Annotated in this window: 17 protein-coding genes; 16 read left to right on the top strand and 1 reads right to left on the bottom strand. The window is 49.4% G+C overall.

Translation table 11 applies throughout. From position 1 onward, the window contains the following. Positions 1 to 152 precede the first annotated feature (152 nt). From BO18_RS22825 to rlmD, 5 genes are all read left to right on the top strand, one after another. Entirely contained in the window at positions 153 to 1,421 is a 1,269-nt protein-coding gene (locus BO18_RS22825) for a C40 family peptidase (RefSeq protein ID WP_034449901.1), read from the top strand. A 501-nt stretch (positions 1,422 to 1,922) separates the two neighbouring features. After that, the gene (locus tag BO18_RS22820; protein WP_034449899.1) at positions 1,923 to 3,200 is read left to right on the top strand and encodes a C40 family peptidase; all 1,278 of its coding nucleotides are present in this window, start codon (positions 1,923 to 1,925) and stop codon (positions 3,198 to 3,200) included. A 105-nt stretch (positions 3,201 to 3,305) separates the two neighbouring features. Further along, positions 3,306 to 3,926 carry a cyclodeaminase/cyclohydrolase family protein gene (locus BO18_RS22815; RefSeq protein WP_034449898.1) on the top strand — a complete coding sequence of 207 codons (621 nt, stop codon included), beginning with the start codon at positions 3,306 to 3,308 and terminating at the stop codon, positions 3,924 to 3,926. A gap of 2 nt (positions 3,927 to 3,928) precedes the next feature. Next, positions 3,929 to 4,774: a bifunctional 5,10-methylenetetrahydrofolate dehydrogenase/5,10-methenyltetrahydrofolate cyclohydrolase gene (locus tag BO18_RS22810; RefSeq protein ID WP_034449896.1), complete on the top strand. Its 846-nt coding sequence runs from the start codon at positions 3,929 to 3,931 to the stop codon at positions 4,772 to 4,774. Further along, a complete protein-coding gene (gene rlmD, locus BO18_RS22805) occupies positions 4,774 to 5,988 on the top strand; it encodes a 23S rRNA (uracil(1939)-C(5))-methyltransferase RlmD (protein ID WP_034449894.1) in 1,215 nt (404 codons plus the stop codon). The genes BO18_RS22810 and rlmD overlap by 1 nt, the downstream gene beginning before the upstream one ends. Positions 5,989 to 6,021: 33 nt before the next feature. Here rlmD and BO18_RS22800 read toward each other — a convergent pair whose 3' ends face one another. After that, positions 6,022 to 6,561 (bottom strand): hypothetical protein, encoded by a 540-nt coding sequence (locus BO18_RS22800; protein WP_034449892.1) that lies wholly within the window; start codon positions 6,559 to 6,561, stop codon positions 6,022 to 6,024. 284 nt (positions 6,562 to 6,845) lie between these two features. Between BO18_RS22800 and BO18_RS22795 the strand changes: the two genes are divergently transcribed. The 11 genes from BO18_RS22795 (at position 6,846) to BO18_RS22750 (ending at position 16,553) form a co-directional block, all read left to right on the top strand. Continuing rightward, positions 6,846 to 7,748, top strand: a complete 903-nt coding sequence (locus BO18_RS22795) for an RHS repeat domain-containing protein (protein ID WP_034449890.1) — start codon at positions 6,846 to 6,848, stop codon at positions 7,746 to 7,748. 124 nt (positions 7,749 to 7,872) lie between these two features. Beyond that, on the top strand, positions 7,873 to 8,577 hold the full coding sequence (locus BO18_RS22790) for an ABC transporter ATP-binding protein (RefSeq protein WP_034449889.1): 705 nt from the start codon (positions 7,873 to 7,875) through the stop codon (positions 8,575 to 8,577). Between the two features lie 30 nt (positions 8,578 to 8,607). Then, entirely contained in the window at positions 8,608 to 11,475 is a 2,868-nt protein-coding gene (locus BO18_RS22785) for an ABC transporter permease (RefSeq protein ID WP_034449887.1), read from the top strand. A gap of 3 nt (positions 11,476 to 11,478) precedes the next feature. Next, positions 11,479 to 12,153 (top strand): response regulator transcription factor, encoded by a 675-nt coding sequence (locus BO18_RS22780; protein WP_034449886.1) that lies wholly within the window; start codon positions 11,479 to 11,481, stop codon positions 12,151 to 12,153. After that, positions 12,150 to 13,079 carry a sensor histidine kinase gene (locus BO18_RS22775; RefSeq protein ID WP_051689074.1) on the top strand — a complete coding sequence of 310 codons (930 nt, stop codon included), beginning with the start codon at positions 12,150 to 12,152 and terminating at the stop codon, positions 13,077 to 13,079. The genes BO18_RS22780 and BO18_RS22775 overlap by 4 nt, the downstream gene beginning before the upstream one ends. A gap of 57 nt (positions 13,080 to 13,136) precedes the next feature. Beyond that, positions 13,137 to 14,069 (top strand): cysteine synthase A, encoded by a 933-nt coding sequence (gene cysK, locus BO18_RS22770; protein ID WP_034449884.1) that lies wholly within the window; start codon positions 13,137 to 13,139, stop codon positions 14,067 to 14,069. Positions 14,070 to 14,223: 154 nt separating this feature from the next. After that, complete coding sequence (locus tag BO18_RS22765) at positions 14,224 to 14,676, top strand: helix-turn-helix transcriptional regulator (protein ID WP_034449882.1); 453 nt, start codon at positions 14,224 to 14,226, stop codon at positions 14,674 to 14,676. A gap of 2 nt (positions 14,677 to 14,678) precedes the next feature. Continuing rightward, positions 14,679 to 14,930 carry a hypothetical protein gene (locus BO18_RS22760; RefSeq protein ID WP_034449881.1) on the top strand — a complete coding sequence of 84 codons (252 nt, stop codon included), beginning with the start codon at positions 14,679 to 14,681 and terminating at the stop codon, positions 14,928 to 14,930. Positions 14,931 to 14,940: 10 nt separating this feature from the next. Next, complete coding sequence (locus tag BO18_RS35045) at positions 14,941 to 15,081, top strand: hypothetical protein (protein ID WP_185752554.1); 141 nt, start codon at positions 14,941 to 14,943, stop codon at positions 15,079 to 15,081. 1 nt (position 15,082) lies between these two features. Continuing rightward, entirely contained in the window at positions 15,083 to 16,048 is a 966-nt protein-coding gene (locus BO18_RS22755) for a PstS family phosphate ABC transporter substrate-binding protein (protein ID WP_034449879.1), read from the top strand. Positions 16,049 to 16,199: 151 nt separating this feature from the next. Continuing rightward, a complete protein-coding gene (locus BO18_RS22750; RefSeq protein ID WP_034449878.1) occupies positions 16,200 to 16,553 on the top strand; it encodes a hypothetical protein in 354 nt (117 codons plus the stop codon). The last annotated feature ends 24 nt before the right edge of the window (positions 16,554 to 16,577 follow it).

Genomic DNA, 16,577 nt, shown 5'->3' with positions numbered 1-16,577 from the left:
TTCTCTTCCGGCGTTTTTGTATGCTGTGCGTCAGGTCAGCCTTTTCGGGATGATTGCAGACAAACGGCAGCTTTTGCGCCCAAGAATTGCCACAGATAACCGTTTCATGGGGTTGTATAATTGAAACAATCTATGAGAAGGCTTGGAGATTAATGAAGAAAGCAGTTTTGAAACATAACAGAAAGCAGCACATACTCGCCATCGCGACGGGCTTTTTTGCAGCTCTTCCGATAATCTGCCTGCCCATAGGTCTCCGCGAAGGCATGACTCCCGCAATGGCGGTTTCCCATGCTTATGAAGCCATTTTCGGCACCGGAAATGTCGAAACGGGCGAGGTAGTCATTGAGGAATGGGCTTTGGTCAGCAGTGCGGACGAGCTCATCAGCGCCGATGTGGGCGAACCCGTTTATGAAGGTGAAGGCACAGAGCCTACCGAATATACGGAAGTGTGCGGCACTTCAAGTTATTCAGACATTCCGAAATATGTCATCTATCAGCAGTACGACGATTCAAATCTCCCGATCGAGCTTTTGGATCCCCAGTTCTTTGCTCCTGATGACACAACATATTATGTGAGAGCAAACCAGTCTATCCTCAAAGAGACTCCCGACATGGATTCTGTTACTCTCGTAAAGCTCCACCTGGGTCAGGAAGTTACACGTACCGGTGTCGGCGACACATGGTCTAGGATCAAGACTGAGAAGGGCGAGGAAGGATTTGTCCTCACCAATTCCATTCAGGATACGATGCTCTCTATCGAAGTCGACAGAACGGTATGGGTCGATACGGACAGCCTTATCGTAAGATCACAGCCTTCTACTTCTTCAGAAGAGGTAACGGTAGTTAACCAGGACGCAAAGCTCTACTGCAGCGCGATCGTAGGTGATAAATGGTACAAGGTAAAGACGACAGGCGGCAAGTCCGGCTACGTATATAAGTCATATACGACCACGAATCCCCCGCCGACGCCGACTCCCACACCCACACCCCGTCCGAGATCATCAGGCGGCGGTGGTGGCGGAAGCTACGGCGATACCAGAAAGCTCCCCAAGATCACGGGCTGCAACGGCGAGAGTATCGTAAGCATCGCTGAGTCCATGCTCGGTGTACCTTATGTATTTGCAGGATCTTCTTCGAGCGGCATCGACTGCTCCGGTCTCGTAATGTACTGCTACGCACAGGTCGGCGTATCACTGCCGCATGGTGCCACACAGATCTGGCTCCACTCGGGCGTCAGCGTGCCGAGGAGCGACATCCAGCCGGGCGACGTTGTCTGCTACGACTACGGAAGCTACTGCGGCCACGTTGCGATATACGTCGGCGACGGTCAGGTAATCCACGCGTCGAGTACGAGAGGACGTGTATGTTACGGCAATGTCGACATGATGAGCATCAAGGCGATAAAACGTATAATCCAGTAAAACAACAAGCTGTCTCCGGTCGAAGAACTTCGCAAGCGGGACAGCTTTTTTATTTAGTGCATTAAAAACGATCATCATCAGTCATTTTCAGAGTGGCGATTTTATCCCAAAAGTTCAAAAATGTTTCACTAGGGATAATTTTCAGAGGTGATTTTATCCCAAAAGCTTAAAAATACTTCACTTGGGATAATTTTCGTCCCGCATTTTATCCCAAACCTCAAGAAAACTTCATTTAGGGATAATTTTGAACTCAATTTTTATCCCCAAATGCAAGAAAACCTCATCTTGGGATAATTTCAAGCTCACCTTCCCAAAGTCGAGGTATCGAAATATTGAAAATACATTCTTTTTCTATACCAGAATAACTATGCTATTTTCAACCCTTTTTGTCTTTTCAGAGGGTCGGGTTGCGGCACCCGTGAGATACTCGTCTCCAAATTGCCACAAAGGATCTTTCAGTTCATAGTATAATCTGATGTAGAAAACACAGGTGGGGATTTAATGAGAAAACCGGTTCTGAGACAAAACAACAAATGGGGTATCCTTTCCATTGCGACGGGGCTGTTTGCCGCGCTCCCGATAATCTGTCTGCCAATTGGTCTGCGTGAGGGCATGTCGCCCGCCATGGTGGTGGCAAATGCGAATAACCGCGTAAACGGCGTAACCAATGTCGAGACAGGTGAAGTCGTGCTCGAGGAATGGGCGCTCGTCAGCAGTGTTGATGAACTCAGCAGCGGTATTACGGAAAACTATGAAGAACTCCCGGAAGGTACTGACCCCGTGGAATTATCTGAAGATATCAGCTTTTCTGATATCCCGAAATATGTAATCTATCAGAGATACGACGATTCCGATCTCCCGATCGAACTTTTGGATCCCCAGTTCTTTGCACCCGACGATACAACTTACTATGTAAGAGCAAGACAGTCGATCCTTAAGGAAACGCCTGACATGGATTCGCTGACCCTTGTCTCGCTTCACGTCGGACAGGAAGTAACGCGCACGGGCGTAGGCGATACCTGGTCGCGCATAAAGGTAAAGGATAAGGAAAACGAGTATGAGGGATTTGTCCTGACCAACACCATCCAGGATACGATGGTCTCGGTAGAGATCGACAGGACGGTATGGGTCGACACGGACAGCCTCATCGTAAGAGCCGAGCCTTCGACTTCATCTGAAGAGGTCACGGTCGTAAATCAGGACGCAAAGCTATACTGCAGCGCGATCGTTGGCGATAAATGGTACAAGGTAAAGACCACGGGCGGAAAATCAGGTTATGTATACAAGTCTTATACGACCACGAATCCCCCGCCGACGCCCACACCCACTCCGACACCGCGTCCGAGAACGTCAAGCAGTAGCGGCGGCGGTGGCGGCGGAAGCTACGGCGATACCAGAAAGCTCCCCAAGATTACGGGCTGTAACGGTGAGAGTATCGTAAGCCTCGCTGAGTCCATGCTCGGCAAGCCGTATGTATTCGGAGGAACGACTTCGAGCGGCGTTGACTGCGCGGGTCTCGTTACTTATTGTTATGCCCAGGTCGGCATCAGCGTTGCTAACGGTTCAAACACCATCTATAAATCCTACGGCGTAAGCGTGCCAAGGAGCGACTTAAAGCCCGGAGACGTCATATGCTACGACTATGGCGGCTGGTGCGGCCACGTTGCGATCTACATCGGCGACGGGCAGGTAATCCACGCATCGGCTTCAAAGGGCGTGGTAAAATACGGCGTTCTCGACATGATGGGCATTATAGCCATCAAGCGGTTTATACAGTAACCTTGGACTTTATAACCTGCTTTGTTTTACAATCTCCTATAGCGAAAACGGGTCTTTTTCGAGTAAAATAGCGTCGTCCCAAAACACTGTACAGGAGATCGGAATATGGAAGACAGAACAGTCAGCGTATTTTTGGAAGAACTCTCTTCAGGCGCACCCACACCGGGCGGCGGCGGAGCATCCGCGGTATGCGGCGCGATAGCTGCAGCACTCGGTTCCATGGTGGGCAACCTCACGAGCGGAAAGAAGAAGTATGCCGAGTATCAGGAAGAGATAGAGATCGCCATCGCGAAATGCGGCTCTCTCGTTAAAGAGTTCGAAGCACTCGGAAAAAAGGACGAGGAGGTTTTCGAACCTTTGGCAAAGGCATATTCCATCCCCAAAGACCAGGAAGGAAGAGACGAGATCCTTGAAGGTGTATTAAGACAGGCAAGCACCGCGCCTTTTGAAGTAGTCGAAAAGGCTTATGAGACATCACTTGTACTCGCACGTCTCGCGGTCATAGGCTCAAGACTTGCGATAAGCGACGTTGGCGTTGCCGCTGCGGCATGCGAGACAGCCGCAAAGGGCGCTGCCATGAACGTATACATAAACACGAAGTCCATGAAGGACAGAGAATATGCGGAAGACCTTAATAAGAAGACCATAGATCTTGTAAACGAGACATCCGGGGTCTGCAGTAAGGTCTACGAAGAAGTAAAGACACTTTTGATCGGCGGGAAATAAACATGAGAAGACTGGGCGGCAAAGAAGTTGCAGACGAGATACTGGAAGAACTCAAAGTCAGAGTGGAGGCGCTGAAGGGCAGGGGCATAGAGCCCAAGCTCGCCGTACTCCGCGTCGGCGAAAGAGACGATGACCTGGCCTATGAGAGAGGCGTTCTCAAGCGCTTTGAATCGGCAGGCGTAACGGTGGAAGTCACGGCTTTGGACAGCGGTGTCTCGCAGGAAGAACTCGACAGTACATTCGACGGCATCAATAATGATCCGAAGGTCCACGGCATACTTGTTTTCAGACCTCTGCCCAAGCCTCTTAGCGATGAACATATGAGAAGAACGATCGACTCCGGCAAGGACGTCGATTTCATGGATATCCGCAATATGGAAGACTGCCTTGCGGGCGTGCCCGACTGTTCGGCCCCCTGTACTGCGGAAGCCGTAATGGCACTTATCAGGCACTATCAGATAGAGACAAAGGGCAAGAAGGTAACGGTGGTCGGAAGAAGCCTTGTCATCGGCAAGCCCGTTGCTCTCCTTCTTACGACAGCGAATGCGACGGTAACCGTATGTCACACCAAAACGGTCGACATAGAAAGCGAGTGCAGAAATGCCGACATCATCGTCGCATGCTGCGGCGTACCCAAGAAGATAGATCTTTCTTACGTAAAAGAAGGTCAGATAATAATCGACGTCGGAATGAACGTCGATGAGGAAGGAAAACTCTGCGGAGACGTCGATTACGACGCCGTATCGGAGATCGCCGAAGCGGTTACTCCCGTACCGGGCGGCGTAGGCTCCATAACCACTGCGATCCTGTTAAAGCACGTGGTCAATAATGCTGAAAGGCAAGCCTGATGAAATCCGGCAAAGAGTCAGGATCAGAGAAACTGGCAGGGAATTTTAATGTCCGCAACACCTGTCCCGCAGCAAAGAAATGCGGCGGTTGTTCTTATGCCGGCAGGACTTATCTCGAACAGGCGGCTGCCAAATACAAGAAAGTCCAAAGACTGATCTCGCCTTTTTGCGATGTGATGCACATCTACTACTGCGATGATCCGCTGTTCTACCGCAACAAGGTGCATTCCGCTTTCAAGAAGCTAAGGAACGGACACGTCATCTGCGGTCCTTACGAAACAGGTTCCCACCGCATAGTTGAAGTCGATTCATGCCTCATTGAGAACAAGACCGCGTCGGCGATAATCAGAGACTGCGCCGTGCTCGCGGAGAAACTGAAGATAAGCATTTACGACGAACGCCGCGGAGTCGGTGAGTTAAGGCGTATCCTCGTAAGGACGGCCGATGCCACAGGCGAAGTGATGGTCGTTCTCATAATCGGCAGCAACGTATTCAGGAAAAAGAAGATATTCACGGACGAGTTATTAAAGCTCCATCCCGAGATAACAACCCTTCTCATCGACATCAACAAGCGTCACGACTCCATGATCTTAGGCGGGACGGAGATCAGGAAAGTCATGGGCAAGGGTTATATCACGGATATAATTCTTGGAAAGAAGTTCAGGGTATCGCCTGAGTCATTCATGCAGTCCAATCACAAGATGGCGGAGATCCTTTATTCTGAGGCCATAAGGCTTGCCGATTTTACAGGCAACGAGGTATGCATTGACGCATACTGCGGAACAGGCTCGACGACATTGTCATTTGCTGATTCCGTAAAGAGCATCACAGGCGTCGAACTCAATGAACATGCTTACAGGGACGCCCTCGCGAATACATCATTAAACAAGGTGGAAAACGCCAGTTTCGTTCATGCCGATGCGACCGAATACATGGAGAGGCTCGCAAAGCAGGATGCGAAGATCGACTGCGTCATCCTAGACCCGACAAGATTGGGCACCACATCCAAGTTCATCAGCGCCTGCAAAGAACTCGGTCCTTCAAAGATCGTTTATATCTCATGCTGTCCCGAGACGCTTGCAAGAGACCTTAAGGAATTCAGGGACAAGGGCTTCGAACCGTTCATAGCCGAGCCCGTCGAACTCTTCCCGTGGACAGATAAATTAGAGACCATCGTTATCCTCTCAAATATCTCCAAGACCCGCAAAAGCTGAACAGGACATAAATGCCTTGCCGGTACCGCTTTTTTATGTCGGCCTTACGAGTACCACGAAACGGTATGTACCGTCCCTGTATTCGTAGACCGAGTATTCCCATGTCCAGTATTTCAGCGTTCCGTCTTTGTTCAGGTAGTCGAAGTTAAGCGGGAGCGATGTGTTCATGCTGTTGAATGGACAGATCGTCTGGACCTTATATTCTTTCACGCTTTTGTTTTTTATGTCAGATGATTTTTCCGGGTTGGATGACATGGCATTTCTGATGGCTGTTTCGGAGCCGGAGGGCAGGGCGGCGCACAATTCGTCAATGCTCGCGAACGGACATGTCTCAACCTGGAGATCGACATCCTGGAACCCGCGCGTGCCGCTCCTTTCCACGTAATTGGCCAGTTCCGGGATAAGGGCCTCGTTGCTTAAAGATGTTTTTGTTTCGATGCCCGGTGCCTCTCTGACGTGCCATTTCGTGAGAGAATAGACAAACATATACATAAAACCGAAGTACAGTATGACGGGTGTTAATAAGATAATAAGGATCCTGAGGATGGGATGTTTTACCTGTTTGTTCTTCATAAGTCTTATCTCCCTGTAGCGGATTACCATGATTGTTGTCATATTACCATCTGAATTATCGTTTTTCAAGCGAAATATATCGAAAAACGATATAAAATTTCTGTTAATCGCAAAATGAATGGTACCGGAGCGCTCTTTCTGCCGCAGCTTAATAAGTATCTGAATGTCAAACGCGGTGAAAATCTGATAGTATTAGGCGGTGAAGGTCAGGGCCTTGCCGATATAAAGGGGAAAAGCCTGCCCGGCCTCCTGCGCAATGCGCGGAATATATGACGGAGAGAACTATGCATAAAAAATTGGTTTGTATCTTGGCAGCGGCTCTGATGATGGGTGCAGCCGCATCTTGCGGTAATACTCCTTCCGCAACCCAGACCGAATTTACGGGAGTGCTGACAAGAGAGACACTGGAGACCAAGGATCCCTATAACGGCTACAAGACCATATGTGTTTACTATAACGGCACAATGATAGAGGCGAAGGATTTCGATGAGTCCGGGCGCCTCGTAAAGGATCAGATCCTCGGCAACGACGGATATACCCTGATCTATGAATATGACGCTTCGGGCAACCTCATAAGGGACGACAAGCTCGGATTGGACAGCAAGAGCCTGGGCGGATACAGTTACGAATACGATGCTTCGGGTAATCTTACGAAAAAGACATATATCGACAAGGACGGCAATAACGGGAAAGCTCATGTGTATGAATACGACGCTTCCGGCAACATGGTAAGGGATACCGAGACCGACCAGAACGGGACCAAGCTTCAGTGGATCGAATACGAATACGATCCTCTCGGCAATCCCGTACTCCAGAAGCAGACTGATGCGGACGGAAGCTCTTTCGAGATAAAGAATGAATACGAGTACAACGTCTACGGTGACATAATTAAGTCCCAGTGCTACAGGAGCGGTAAGAAGAGCGAGAGCTCCGAGTATGAATATGACGATGCCGGCAGAGTTACGAGCGAAAAGACGTTCAAGGCCGACGGCAAGATCAAGAGCTGGTGCGAATACCAGTATGACGCTTCAGGGTACAGGATTAAGAAACTGAGCCACACCGAAGAAGGCGGCATCTTCCAGATAACCACATACGACAACGACAGTGACGGCAACGTCGTCGTGGAGACGAAGGTCGATTCCGAAGGCGAGATCGTGGAAATGTACCAGTACGTCCTCTACTACTGATCCCGATAAATAAGCGAAAAAAATACACAGGATTCCAAAGTGACTAAATTGTCACTTTGGAATTCATTTTTTATGCCCGGCGGTCTGTTACCATTGGCATATCTTGAACAAGGAGAAACCTGAAATGGAATTATTGAGATGTGAGAATCTGAGCAAGGTATACGGCACGGGGGATGGTAAGACCGTAGCTCTTCAGGATGTGTCCTTTACGGTCGAAAAAGGGGAGTTCGTATCCATAGTAGGCGCATCGGGAAGCGGCAAGTCCACGCTGCTTCACATAATCGGAGGTGTCGACAAGCCGACATCCGGAAAAGTGTTCATAAACGGAACGGATATACACAGCCAGTCTGAAGACAAGCTCGCGATATTCAGGAGAAGACACATAGGACTGGTCTACCAGTTCTATAATCTGCTGCCCGAACTCAACGTCGATGAGAATATCGTTCTTCCCCATATGCTGGACGGAAGAAAGCCTGACAAGGAAAGGCTCGACAAGATAGTCGAATATCTGGGCCTTTCAGACAGGCGGAGCCATCTTCCGGGTGAGCTTTCCGGCGGCCAGCAGCAGAGGGCGTCCATCGGAAGGGCGCTGTTCTCAAAACCCGAACTGCTCCTGGCAGATGAGCCCACGGGCAATCTCGACAGAAAGAACAGTGCCGAGATAGTGGAACTCTTAAAGGAATCCAACAAGAGATTCGGCCAGACCCTGATCCTCATAACCCACGACGAGAACATAGCTCTTCAGGCGGACAGGATCATATACATGGAAGACGGAAACATCGTAAAAGATGACCGCATCAGGGTCACTGACTTAACAGGCCGCGAATAATGGGGAAAAGGATAATAAGGAAACGTCAGTATGAGAAACACGAAGATAGTTCACCGGGTGACATTAAAGCACATGAAGATGAACTCCAGGCGCACGCTGATCTCTGTAATCGGCATCGCGCTCATGGTAATGCTCCTTACATGTGTGTTCGTCGGAAAGGATACGGTCTACAGGTATTTTGTGGATCTGGGCGCTGCAAAGTCAGGCTCGTATCACTATGCAGTCTATAACATCGACAGGGAACTGCTCGGAAAGATAAAAGAACTGGATCCCATAAAGGAAATCGGTGTAACGGAAGACCTGAAATACACGGAATTCGACAGGACCGGAAACCCGCAAAAGCCTTTCCTGAACATAAGAAGGTATTCAGCCGAAGCAATGGAGTATATGAACATCAGCGTGACTGAGGGAAGACTTCCCGAAAACGGTGATGAGATCGTGATAAGCAGATCGGCCATTGAGGACGGCTCGTCCATAAAGATCGGCGATACCATTGACTGCGCTACATTCCAGAGGTTCATGTCAAACACTGCAGAGTCGGGCTCAACGGTCATCCAGTATCCGATGCTCGAGATACCCGCCGGAGAAACGGTCGAGCTCCCTTACAACATGTTCTATTTCGTACCCGGCACGGAATTCGGTGACGAGTTCTATGAGACGCACGAAGAGATCCACGAGATGACAGGATTTACGCACACCTATAAGGTTGTCGGCATAATAGAAACTCCGGGATTCGAAGAACCCGGATGTGCATGGTATGCCGCCATCACACAGGTCGATGAGTCTTCGCTCTACGGTGATGTTTTTAACGCTCTCATTATTACGGACGAAAAGAAGGTCCCTGCGAATTTTGCCGTTACGCTCGGTGAGATCGCTGGATATGTGAACGTCCACTCCAACGACAGCGTTCTCATCTTCTCCGGAAACTCTTCAGACAATTCTCTGAATTTCATAGTCGTTGCCGCACAGGTGTTCTTCGTGATCCTTATCGTGCTCATTTCGATAATGCTCATATACAATGTTTTCGCACTTTCCTATGACGAACGCGTAAAGTATCTGGGCATGCTCTCATCCGTCGGCGCGACAGGCAGACAGAAGAGAAGCTCGGTATACTTCGAGGCATTCGTTCTCCTGCTCCCGGCACTCCCGGCAGGCATAGCCGCGGGACTCGGCATTGTCAGGATCGCATCCGATATCGGAGCTCCCATGGCGCAGAAACTCTATGATTTTGATGCCGTGCAGAGCATAAACCTGAGACCTGCTCTTGAGGTTAAGCCTGTTACTGTTGCTGCCGTGCTTATCTTAAGCGCCGTCACGGTATTCATTTCCGCTCTTATCCCGGCCCGTAAGATAAGCAAGGTCGGCCCGGTCGAGAGCATTAGGGGAAATGCCGGCAAGGCAAGAAAGCACGGAAAGAGCAAAAACCCTGACAAGCTTATCACGGGATCTGCCGAAGGCATGCTCTCCTCAAGATCTTTCAGGAACGGCAGGAGCAGATCCCTGGGCATCATAAGAGCGGTATCGATATTCCTGCTCGTTACGACGGTGGTTTATTTCGCTGCATCGCTCCTCATGCAGATGGTCGACTTCAAACTTGTCGACGACACCGTACATTACAAGTACTACGAAGACAGGGATTACGCATTTGTCATGTCCCTGTCGGGTGATGACGACTGCGATCCTGATGAGGTCATGAACTCGATCAAAGAGATGGACGGCGTTACGGATTTAAAGGTCTGCAGATCTTCAAGCATGATGTTCTATTTGGACAACAGTGAGCTGAGTGATGAGTATTGGGACGCTTTATACGATATTTTATGTCTTTATTATCCGGAGGGAGAATTCTCGAGGGAAACATTCAACGAGAATTTTAAGGAACGCGGAGAAGGCACAGGTAATCCCATAGATGTACTGGTTTTTGAAGATGAAGATTTCGCTAAGATAGCAAAGAAAGTGAAAGCTGAAGATTACGAAGAAGGAGAACTGCCCTGCATCATCCTCGATACGGCATCGATCTCCACGGATTCATACAGGATCTACGGCAACCATGCAAGAGATTACAGATATCTTCAGATAGACAGTCCCTTGGTTGCCGAAAAAGGCGGGGAACTCCCTATATATCCGTATACACTGACACGCGAACAGGCGGCCGAATTGGGATACGAAGCAGATCAAATGGCGTTCCCCGAGATCGAGCTTGACGGACCTCTTAACCTTAAGGTGATCGCAAAGGCTGATATGGATGACCTGAGTGACTACCTGGATGGAGATCCCGGATTTGACGTACGCATTATCGTCCCCATGGGCGTTGCCGGATACATGGAAAGATTATCCACCGACCGTATGGATGTGGAGATCTATTTTAACTGTGATGACGAGGCGAGCCTTTCAAAGATCTCGCTTCTCGAAAAGCAGCTCGTAAACGACGACATAACGGGTATCTTTGCCCGTACATCCAGAGTCGCCGAATTCAAGGAGATCATGGCATACCTGATCAAGATCGTGCTGGTAATATTCACTGCGATCGCTTCATCGATCTGCCTTCTCAATGTATACAGTTCCATCTCCGCGCTCATGGTGTCAAAGCGGAAGAGCTTTGCCGTGCTGAAGTCGGTCGGCTCAACGTTCAGGCAGCTCCTGACAACTGAACTTCTCGGGAGTGCAAGGGTACTGGTATGGTCATTCCTCGTGGCAGCGCCTTTCGTGGCAGTCATATGCCTGTGGCTCTCAAAGACGCTCATCAGGAGATTCGGCTACTTTACTGTCAGCTTCCCGTGGGCCTATGTACTGATCATCTCCTGCGCGATAATCCTGTCGGTCATCATCATGACCATCGCATGCTTAAGGCGCGAGAATAAGATTGATATAATAGACGAGATAAAACGTGAAAGTGTCTGACGCATGGTACTGGTGGTTGAAGACGACAGCATAATAGCAGAAGGCTTAAAGCTTGCACTGACAGGCGAGGGTATGGAAGTTACCCTCGCTTCTTCTGTTGCCGAAGCTTTCGCCGCTCTTGAGAGCGATGAGCCGGGCATGAAGATCGATTTCTGCCTTTTGGACATGACGCTTCCCGACGGAAACGGCATGGAGATCTGCACGAAGGTAAGAGAGTCTTCCGAGATGCCGATCATCTTCCTTACCGCGATGGATGACGAGATCCACACGGTACTGGCTTTCGACAAGGGCGCCGATGACTATATTTCGAAGCCTTTCCACATCAAGGAACTTATCGCCAGGATGAAGCGCCTCATGAAGCGCACCAAGTCATCCGCAAATACCGTCTGCAGGATCGGAGACAACAACATCGACATTACGAATGCGAAGATGTCCAGAGGCGGGGAGGAGATCCCGCTGACCGCCATGGAATATAAACTTCTTCTGGTATTCATCAATCACGCCGGCGAGATCCTCGACAGGGACCGGATACTGAATATCCTCTGGGACGATGTCGGGAGCTTTGTAAACGACAACACCCTGACCGTCTATATAAAGAGGCTCAGGAGCAAGCTCGCCGACGATGAGGGCAGATACATAGAGACCATCAGGGGACAGGGGTACAGGCTTAATCTATGAACCCTTATCTGATACTGTCGATTGTCCTTGCCCTGATAGTTGCCGCACTGATTATCTATATCGTGCTGGATAAGATCAAGAGGAAAAAGGAACTCGACGAACTGATAGAATTCCTTACCAGGGTGCAGGACCGCGACAGTTTCCCGGAACTGGGCCGCGAAGCCGAGGGCCGCATGCTCATCTTAAGAAGCGAGATCTATAAGCTTGCCTCGACCCTCCAGGAGGAATATGCGGGTGAGGTAAAGAAGAATGCCTACATGGCGGACATGCTCTCAAACATCTCACATCAGATAAAGACTCCGCTTACCGCGATAAACCTCATGACGGATGCCCTCAAGAACGGCAATCTCGATGAGGCCCAGAGACGCCGCTGCATCGCGAACATCGAGACGCAGACAGATCACATAACCTGGCTTGTCAGAACTCTCCTGACACTGGCCGAGATAGATGCCGGAGTGCTCGTTCTCAAGAAAGAAGACGTCAGCGTTAGTGAACTCGTGGACGGCATCGTGTCAGGCATTGCCATTGAAGCCGACATAAAGGACGTATCGATAGACATCGATGTGTCACCCGAAGACAGGATAACATGCGATAAGCGGTGGACGTCAGAAGCGCTTTCCAACATCATCAAGAATTCACTGCAGCATACGGGCGAGGGCGGCAGCATAAAGATCTCCTCGGAAGAGACGAACGTTTCCGTCAACATCAGGATAGAAGACACAGGCTGCGGCATCTCCAAAAAAGATCTTCCGCACATCTTCGACCGCTTCTACCACGGTGAGAGATCGGATCCGGGCAGCAACGGGATAGGTCTTTCCCTGTCAAAGCAGATAATCAACTCCCAGAACGGAACGGTCTCCTGCGAGAGCGAAGAGGGAAAGGGAACTATTTTCGAGATAAAGATATATAAGTCTGCAACTATTTGAAAAACCCTGTATAATATGTCGCGGTATAAGTTTTGTTTATAACGCGGAGTGCATTTAATGATCTATAACAACATTCTTGAGGCAGTAGGCAATACCCCCCTCATCAAGCTTAATCGCATAGTACCCGAAGGCGCGGCAGATATCTTCGTTAAGAACGAAGGCCTCGACGTCGGAGGTTCCATCAAGACGCGCACGGCGCTCAACATGATCGAGCGCGCCGAGCAGGAAGGCAAGCTCAACAAGGACAGCATCATAGTCGAGCCAACGAGCGGCAACCAGGGCATAGGCCTTGCGCTTATAGGCGCCGTAAAGGGTTATAAGACGATCATCATAATGCCTGATTCCGTAAGCCGCGAGAGAAGTCTCCTCGTTAAGCACTACGGTGCCGAGGTCATCCTCATCCACGACGACAACGACATAGGCAAGGCGATAGACGACTGCCGCAAGAAGGCAGAAGAGATCGCTGCTTCCGATCCCAGGGTATTCATCCCCCAGCAGTTCGAGAATCCCGCCAATACCGAAGCGCAGTATGCATATACCGCCAAAGAGCTCCTCGAGGCAATGGACGGCCGTGTTATCGACGGCTTCTGCTCGGGTATCGGCACCGGCGGCACCATAACGGGTATAGGCCACGCTTTGAAGGAGGCAAATCCTTCCACGGTCATCTGGGCGGCAGAACCCGAGAACGCAGCCATATTGTCCGGCGGCTCTATAGGCACCCACGTGCAGATGGGCATAGGCGACGGACTTATCCCCGGCATCCTTGATACAACGGTTTATGACGACATCTGCATCATCACTGACGAAGAGGCTCTCGACACATCGCGCAGACTGACACGTGAAGAGGGCATGATGTGCGGTATCTCATCAGGCACCAATGTTGCCTGCGCCATCAAGCTTGCAATGAAGCTCGGAGCAGGAAAAACAGTTGTTACGGTATTGCCTGATACAGCTGAAAGATACTTCTCCACGCCGCTTTTCGAAGACTGATATCTTTTATACAATTGCTGTTTCATTACCCGCTAAAACCTGTGTTTGAGTTTTAGCGGGTGTTTTTTTGGGGGGTGAAAACTTGCAAAACTACACCAAAAGTGTAAAATTACACTATTGATAGTTTGACCATCAAAGGAAATTGGGAAAGAACATGAAACGCGAAGAGTTCATCAAGGCTGTAAGCAGCAAGCTCAAACTAATCAGGACTGAGTACGGAATTACCCAGGAGGCGATGAGCGAGATGCTCGGCATCTCCAAGAAGACTTTGGTCGAAACCGAAAAGGGCAGGAGAGAACTGTCCTGGACCGAAGTTATCGCGGTGGCGTCAGTTTTTGAGAAGAGCGAAGTGCTTCAGGGGATAATGGGCGGTGATTCGGGCGACGTCATCCATGCGCTCGCTTTTGAGGACAGGCATATTCAGTATCCTCCGACAATGGGAGGGAAGGTCTGGTGGCGGGTGATCGATGAAAAGAACGGCATAAGACTTCAGCAGAATTACGTTACCGGCCATTACAGGCTTTTGGATGAGAACGATTGCAGACTGATCTCGTCTTTTGACAGGAGCGAGGTTGAAGAATACAGAGATTCACTGGGGAGGAAATAAGCATGTCAACGTATAACATTGAGCGGTTCTTAAGTAATATCGGGAACTTGGCAATATGGGCGGCTCCGGCTGTCCTTTTCATTGTCTTTTTGGTCCTGTTCATAGTGAATTTGAGAAAATTCAAGAAAGAAAGGGCTAAACCGTTTAAGGTCAAAGCAATAGTATTCGGATGTCTTTCAGGATATTTCCTGCTTACGGTCGCCGGTGAGATCTGTCTGGTGCTGTTCCTTGCTGCGGCAGTGGCGCATATGTGAGGTAGGAAATATGAAGGATAAGACTTTTGTAATCATATTGGCGGCAATAATGGTCATTGGAATAGGGACTACTGCTGCACTCTTGATCCACGGATACAATCTTTGGAAAGAGATCTCGATAGTCGAGATGATCGCGAATTGGGGATGCTGATATGGATAGGAAAAAACTTGTAAAGCAGCTTGCCGTCATTGCTTTGTTTATTGTTTTGTTTGCAGGTCTTGATCTGGCAATTTATCAGCTGTTTATAAAGAGAGTCATAAGCCACCACACGCCCGGCATGCAGAAGATGAGCGTTGAAGTGGCAAACTACGTGCCTTTTACGGGTTCCGAAAACGTTTTTCCGGCAAAGGATGCGGAAAAACTTGAAGGTGACATCCCGACGATCGACGGTGCCGCTGCTCTGCTCCCTGTATATGCGGGCTTTGTTGAGAGCATCTACCCTGAAGATTCCGTCATATATAAAGGTGAAGACTACGATACAGCGAGCGCCATGCATTACACGAATACGAGAGGTGCCTACAAGGATATCGTCGACGGGAATGCCGACATAATAATATGTGCGCAGCCTTCGGATGAGCAGCTCGCATATGCGGCGGAGAAAGGCGTTGAGCTTGAGATGGTTCCGATAGGATCTGACGCTTTCGTTTTCATAGTCAATTCCAACAATCCCGTATCGGACATTTCGATAGAACAGATACGGGGCATCTATTCCGGACAGATCACAAACTGGAGCGAACTCGGCGGAAATAACATGCCGATCGCAGCGATGCGGAGAAATAAGAACAGCGGTTCCGAGACCGCTCTCGAAAAGCTCATGGGCGACCTTCCGATAAAACCTGACTACACGGCGCTTTTCGGCAGCCCAATAGGATTCTCGTTCAGGTATTACGTGACGGGAATGCTCGCTGAAGGCGGAGTTAAGATCCTGACGATAAACGGTATTTCGCCCACGCCCGAGACGATAGCCGACGGCTCATATCCTGTGGCGGGAAATATCTATGCGGTCTACCGCAAAGGCGAGACAAACGGAAATGTATACAAGGCGATCGATTTTATGCTGTCGCCGGAAGGCCAGAAGATAATCGAAGACAGCGGATATATCCCTTTAGGGCAGTAATTATTGGTGGAATATAACAAAACGAGATGTATTTGCCCATAGAATACTGTTATTGCTCAAATGCATTTGTGGATTTACTTTTTTTGTGAGTTGTGTAAAAATTGCCTCATGACATCCAATATGCATGTCAAAATTCAAGGAGGGTCTGTAAATGGAAACCACAAAGAATAAGCAAATCGTTGCATTGGTATTAGGTATTGCATCCCTTGTTATCCCTAACATCGGAACATCTATTTCTAACGCTGTCGACACATCCACAAACAGCGGTTCTCTTACCGCAGGTATCATTGTTATTGTTGCTACTTTGGCAGCTATCATTGTCGGTATCATCGGTATGATCAAGTCAGCTGGTGCCAGAAAAGAAGCTAAGGAGGCTGGTGAGAAGCAGATTCTTGCTACTATCGGTCTTATTACATCTATCGTAGGTACAGTTGAAAGTGCTATCGTATTCTTCTCCTGCGGTCTCTGCATCGCTTGCGTTGCTTGTGCAGCAGCTTCAGTCTGATAGATAGTTTAATCTAAGCATAAG

It is taken from the genome of Butyrivibrio sp. AE2032 (assembly GCF_000702965.1).
This window is presented reverse-complemented; position numbering and strand designations above follow the sequence as displayed.

Excerpts from the sequence above, each read along its gene's own strand:
- BO18_RS22825 (WP_034449901.1), top strand. The coding sequence starts at position 153 with ATGAAGAAAGCAGTTTTGAAACATAACAGAAAGCAGCACATACTCGCC.
- BO18_RS22820 (WP_034449899.1), top strand. The coding sequence starts at position 1,923 with ATGAGAAAACCGGTTCTGAGACAAAACAACAAATGGGGTATCCTTTCC.
- BO18_RS22815 (WP_034449898.1), top strand. The coding sequence starts at position 3,306 with ATGGAAGACAGAACAGTCAGCGTATTTTTGGAAGAACTCTCTTCAGGC.
- BO18_RS22810 (WP_034449896.1), top strand. The coding sequence starts at position 3,929 with ATGAGAAGACTGGGCGGCAAAGAAGTTGCAGACGAGATACTGGAAGAA.
- rlmD (WP_034449894.1), top strand. The coding sequence starts at position 4,774 with ATGAAATCCGGCAAAGAGTCAGGATCAGAGAAACTGGCAGGGAATTTT.
- BO18_RS22800 (WP_034449892.1), bottom strand. The coding sequence starts at position 6,561 with ATGAAGAACAAACAGGTAAAACATCCCATCCTCAGGATCCTTATTATC.
- BO18_RS22795 (WP_034449890.1), top strand. The coding sequence starts at position 6,846 with ATGCATAAAAAATTGGTTTGTATCTTGGCAGCGGCTCTGATGATGGGT.
- BO18_RS22790 (WP_034449889.1), top strand. The coding sequence starts at position 7,873 with ATGGAATTATTGAGATGTGAGAATCTGAGCAAGGTATACGGCACGGGG.
- BO18_RS22785 (WP_034449887.1), top strand. The coding sequence starts at position 8,608 with ATGAGAAACACGAAGATAGTTCACCGGGTGACATTAAAGCACATGAAG.
- BO18_RS22780 (WP_034449886.1), top strand. The coding sequence starts at position 11,479 with ATGGTACTGGTGGTTGAAGACGACAGCATAATAGCAGAAGGCTTAAAG.
- BO18_RS22775 (WP_051689074.1), top strand. The coding sequence starts at position 12,150 with ATGAACCCTTATCTGATACTGTCGATTGTCCTTGCCCTGATAGTTGCC.
- cysK (WP_034449884.1), top strand. The coding sequence starts at position 13,137 with ATGATCTATAACAACATTCTTGAGGCAGTAGGCAATACCCCCCTCATC.
- BO18_RS22765 (WP_034449882.1), top strand. The coding sequence starts at position 14,224 with ATGAAACGCGAAGAGTTCATCAAGGCTGTAAGCAGCAAGCTCAAACTA.
- BO18_RS22760 (WP_034449881.1), top strand. The coding sequence starts at position 14,679 with ATGTCAACGTATAACATTGAGCGGTTCTTAAGTAATATCGGGAACTTG.
- BO18_RS35045 (WP_185752554.1), top strand. The coding sequence starts at position 14,941 with ATGAAGGATAAGACTTTTGTAATCATATTGGCGGCAATAATGGTCATT.
- BO18_RS22755 (WP_034449879.1), top strand. The coding sequence starts at position 15,083 with ATGGATAGGAAAAAACTTGTAAAGCAGCTTGCCGTCATTGCTTTGTTT.
- BO18_RS22750 (WP_034449878.1), top strand. The coding sequence starts at position 16,200 with ATGGAAACCACAAAGAATAAGCAAATCGTTGCATTGGTATTAGGTATT.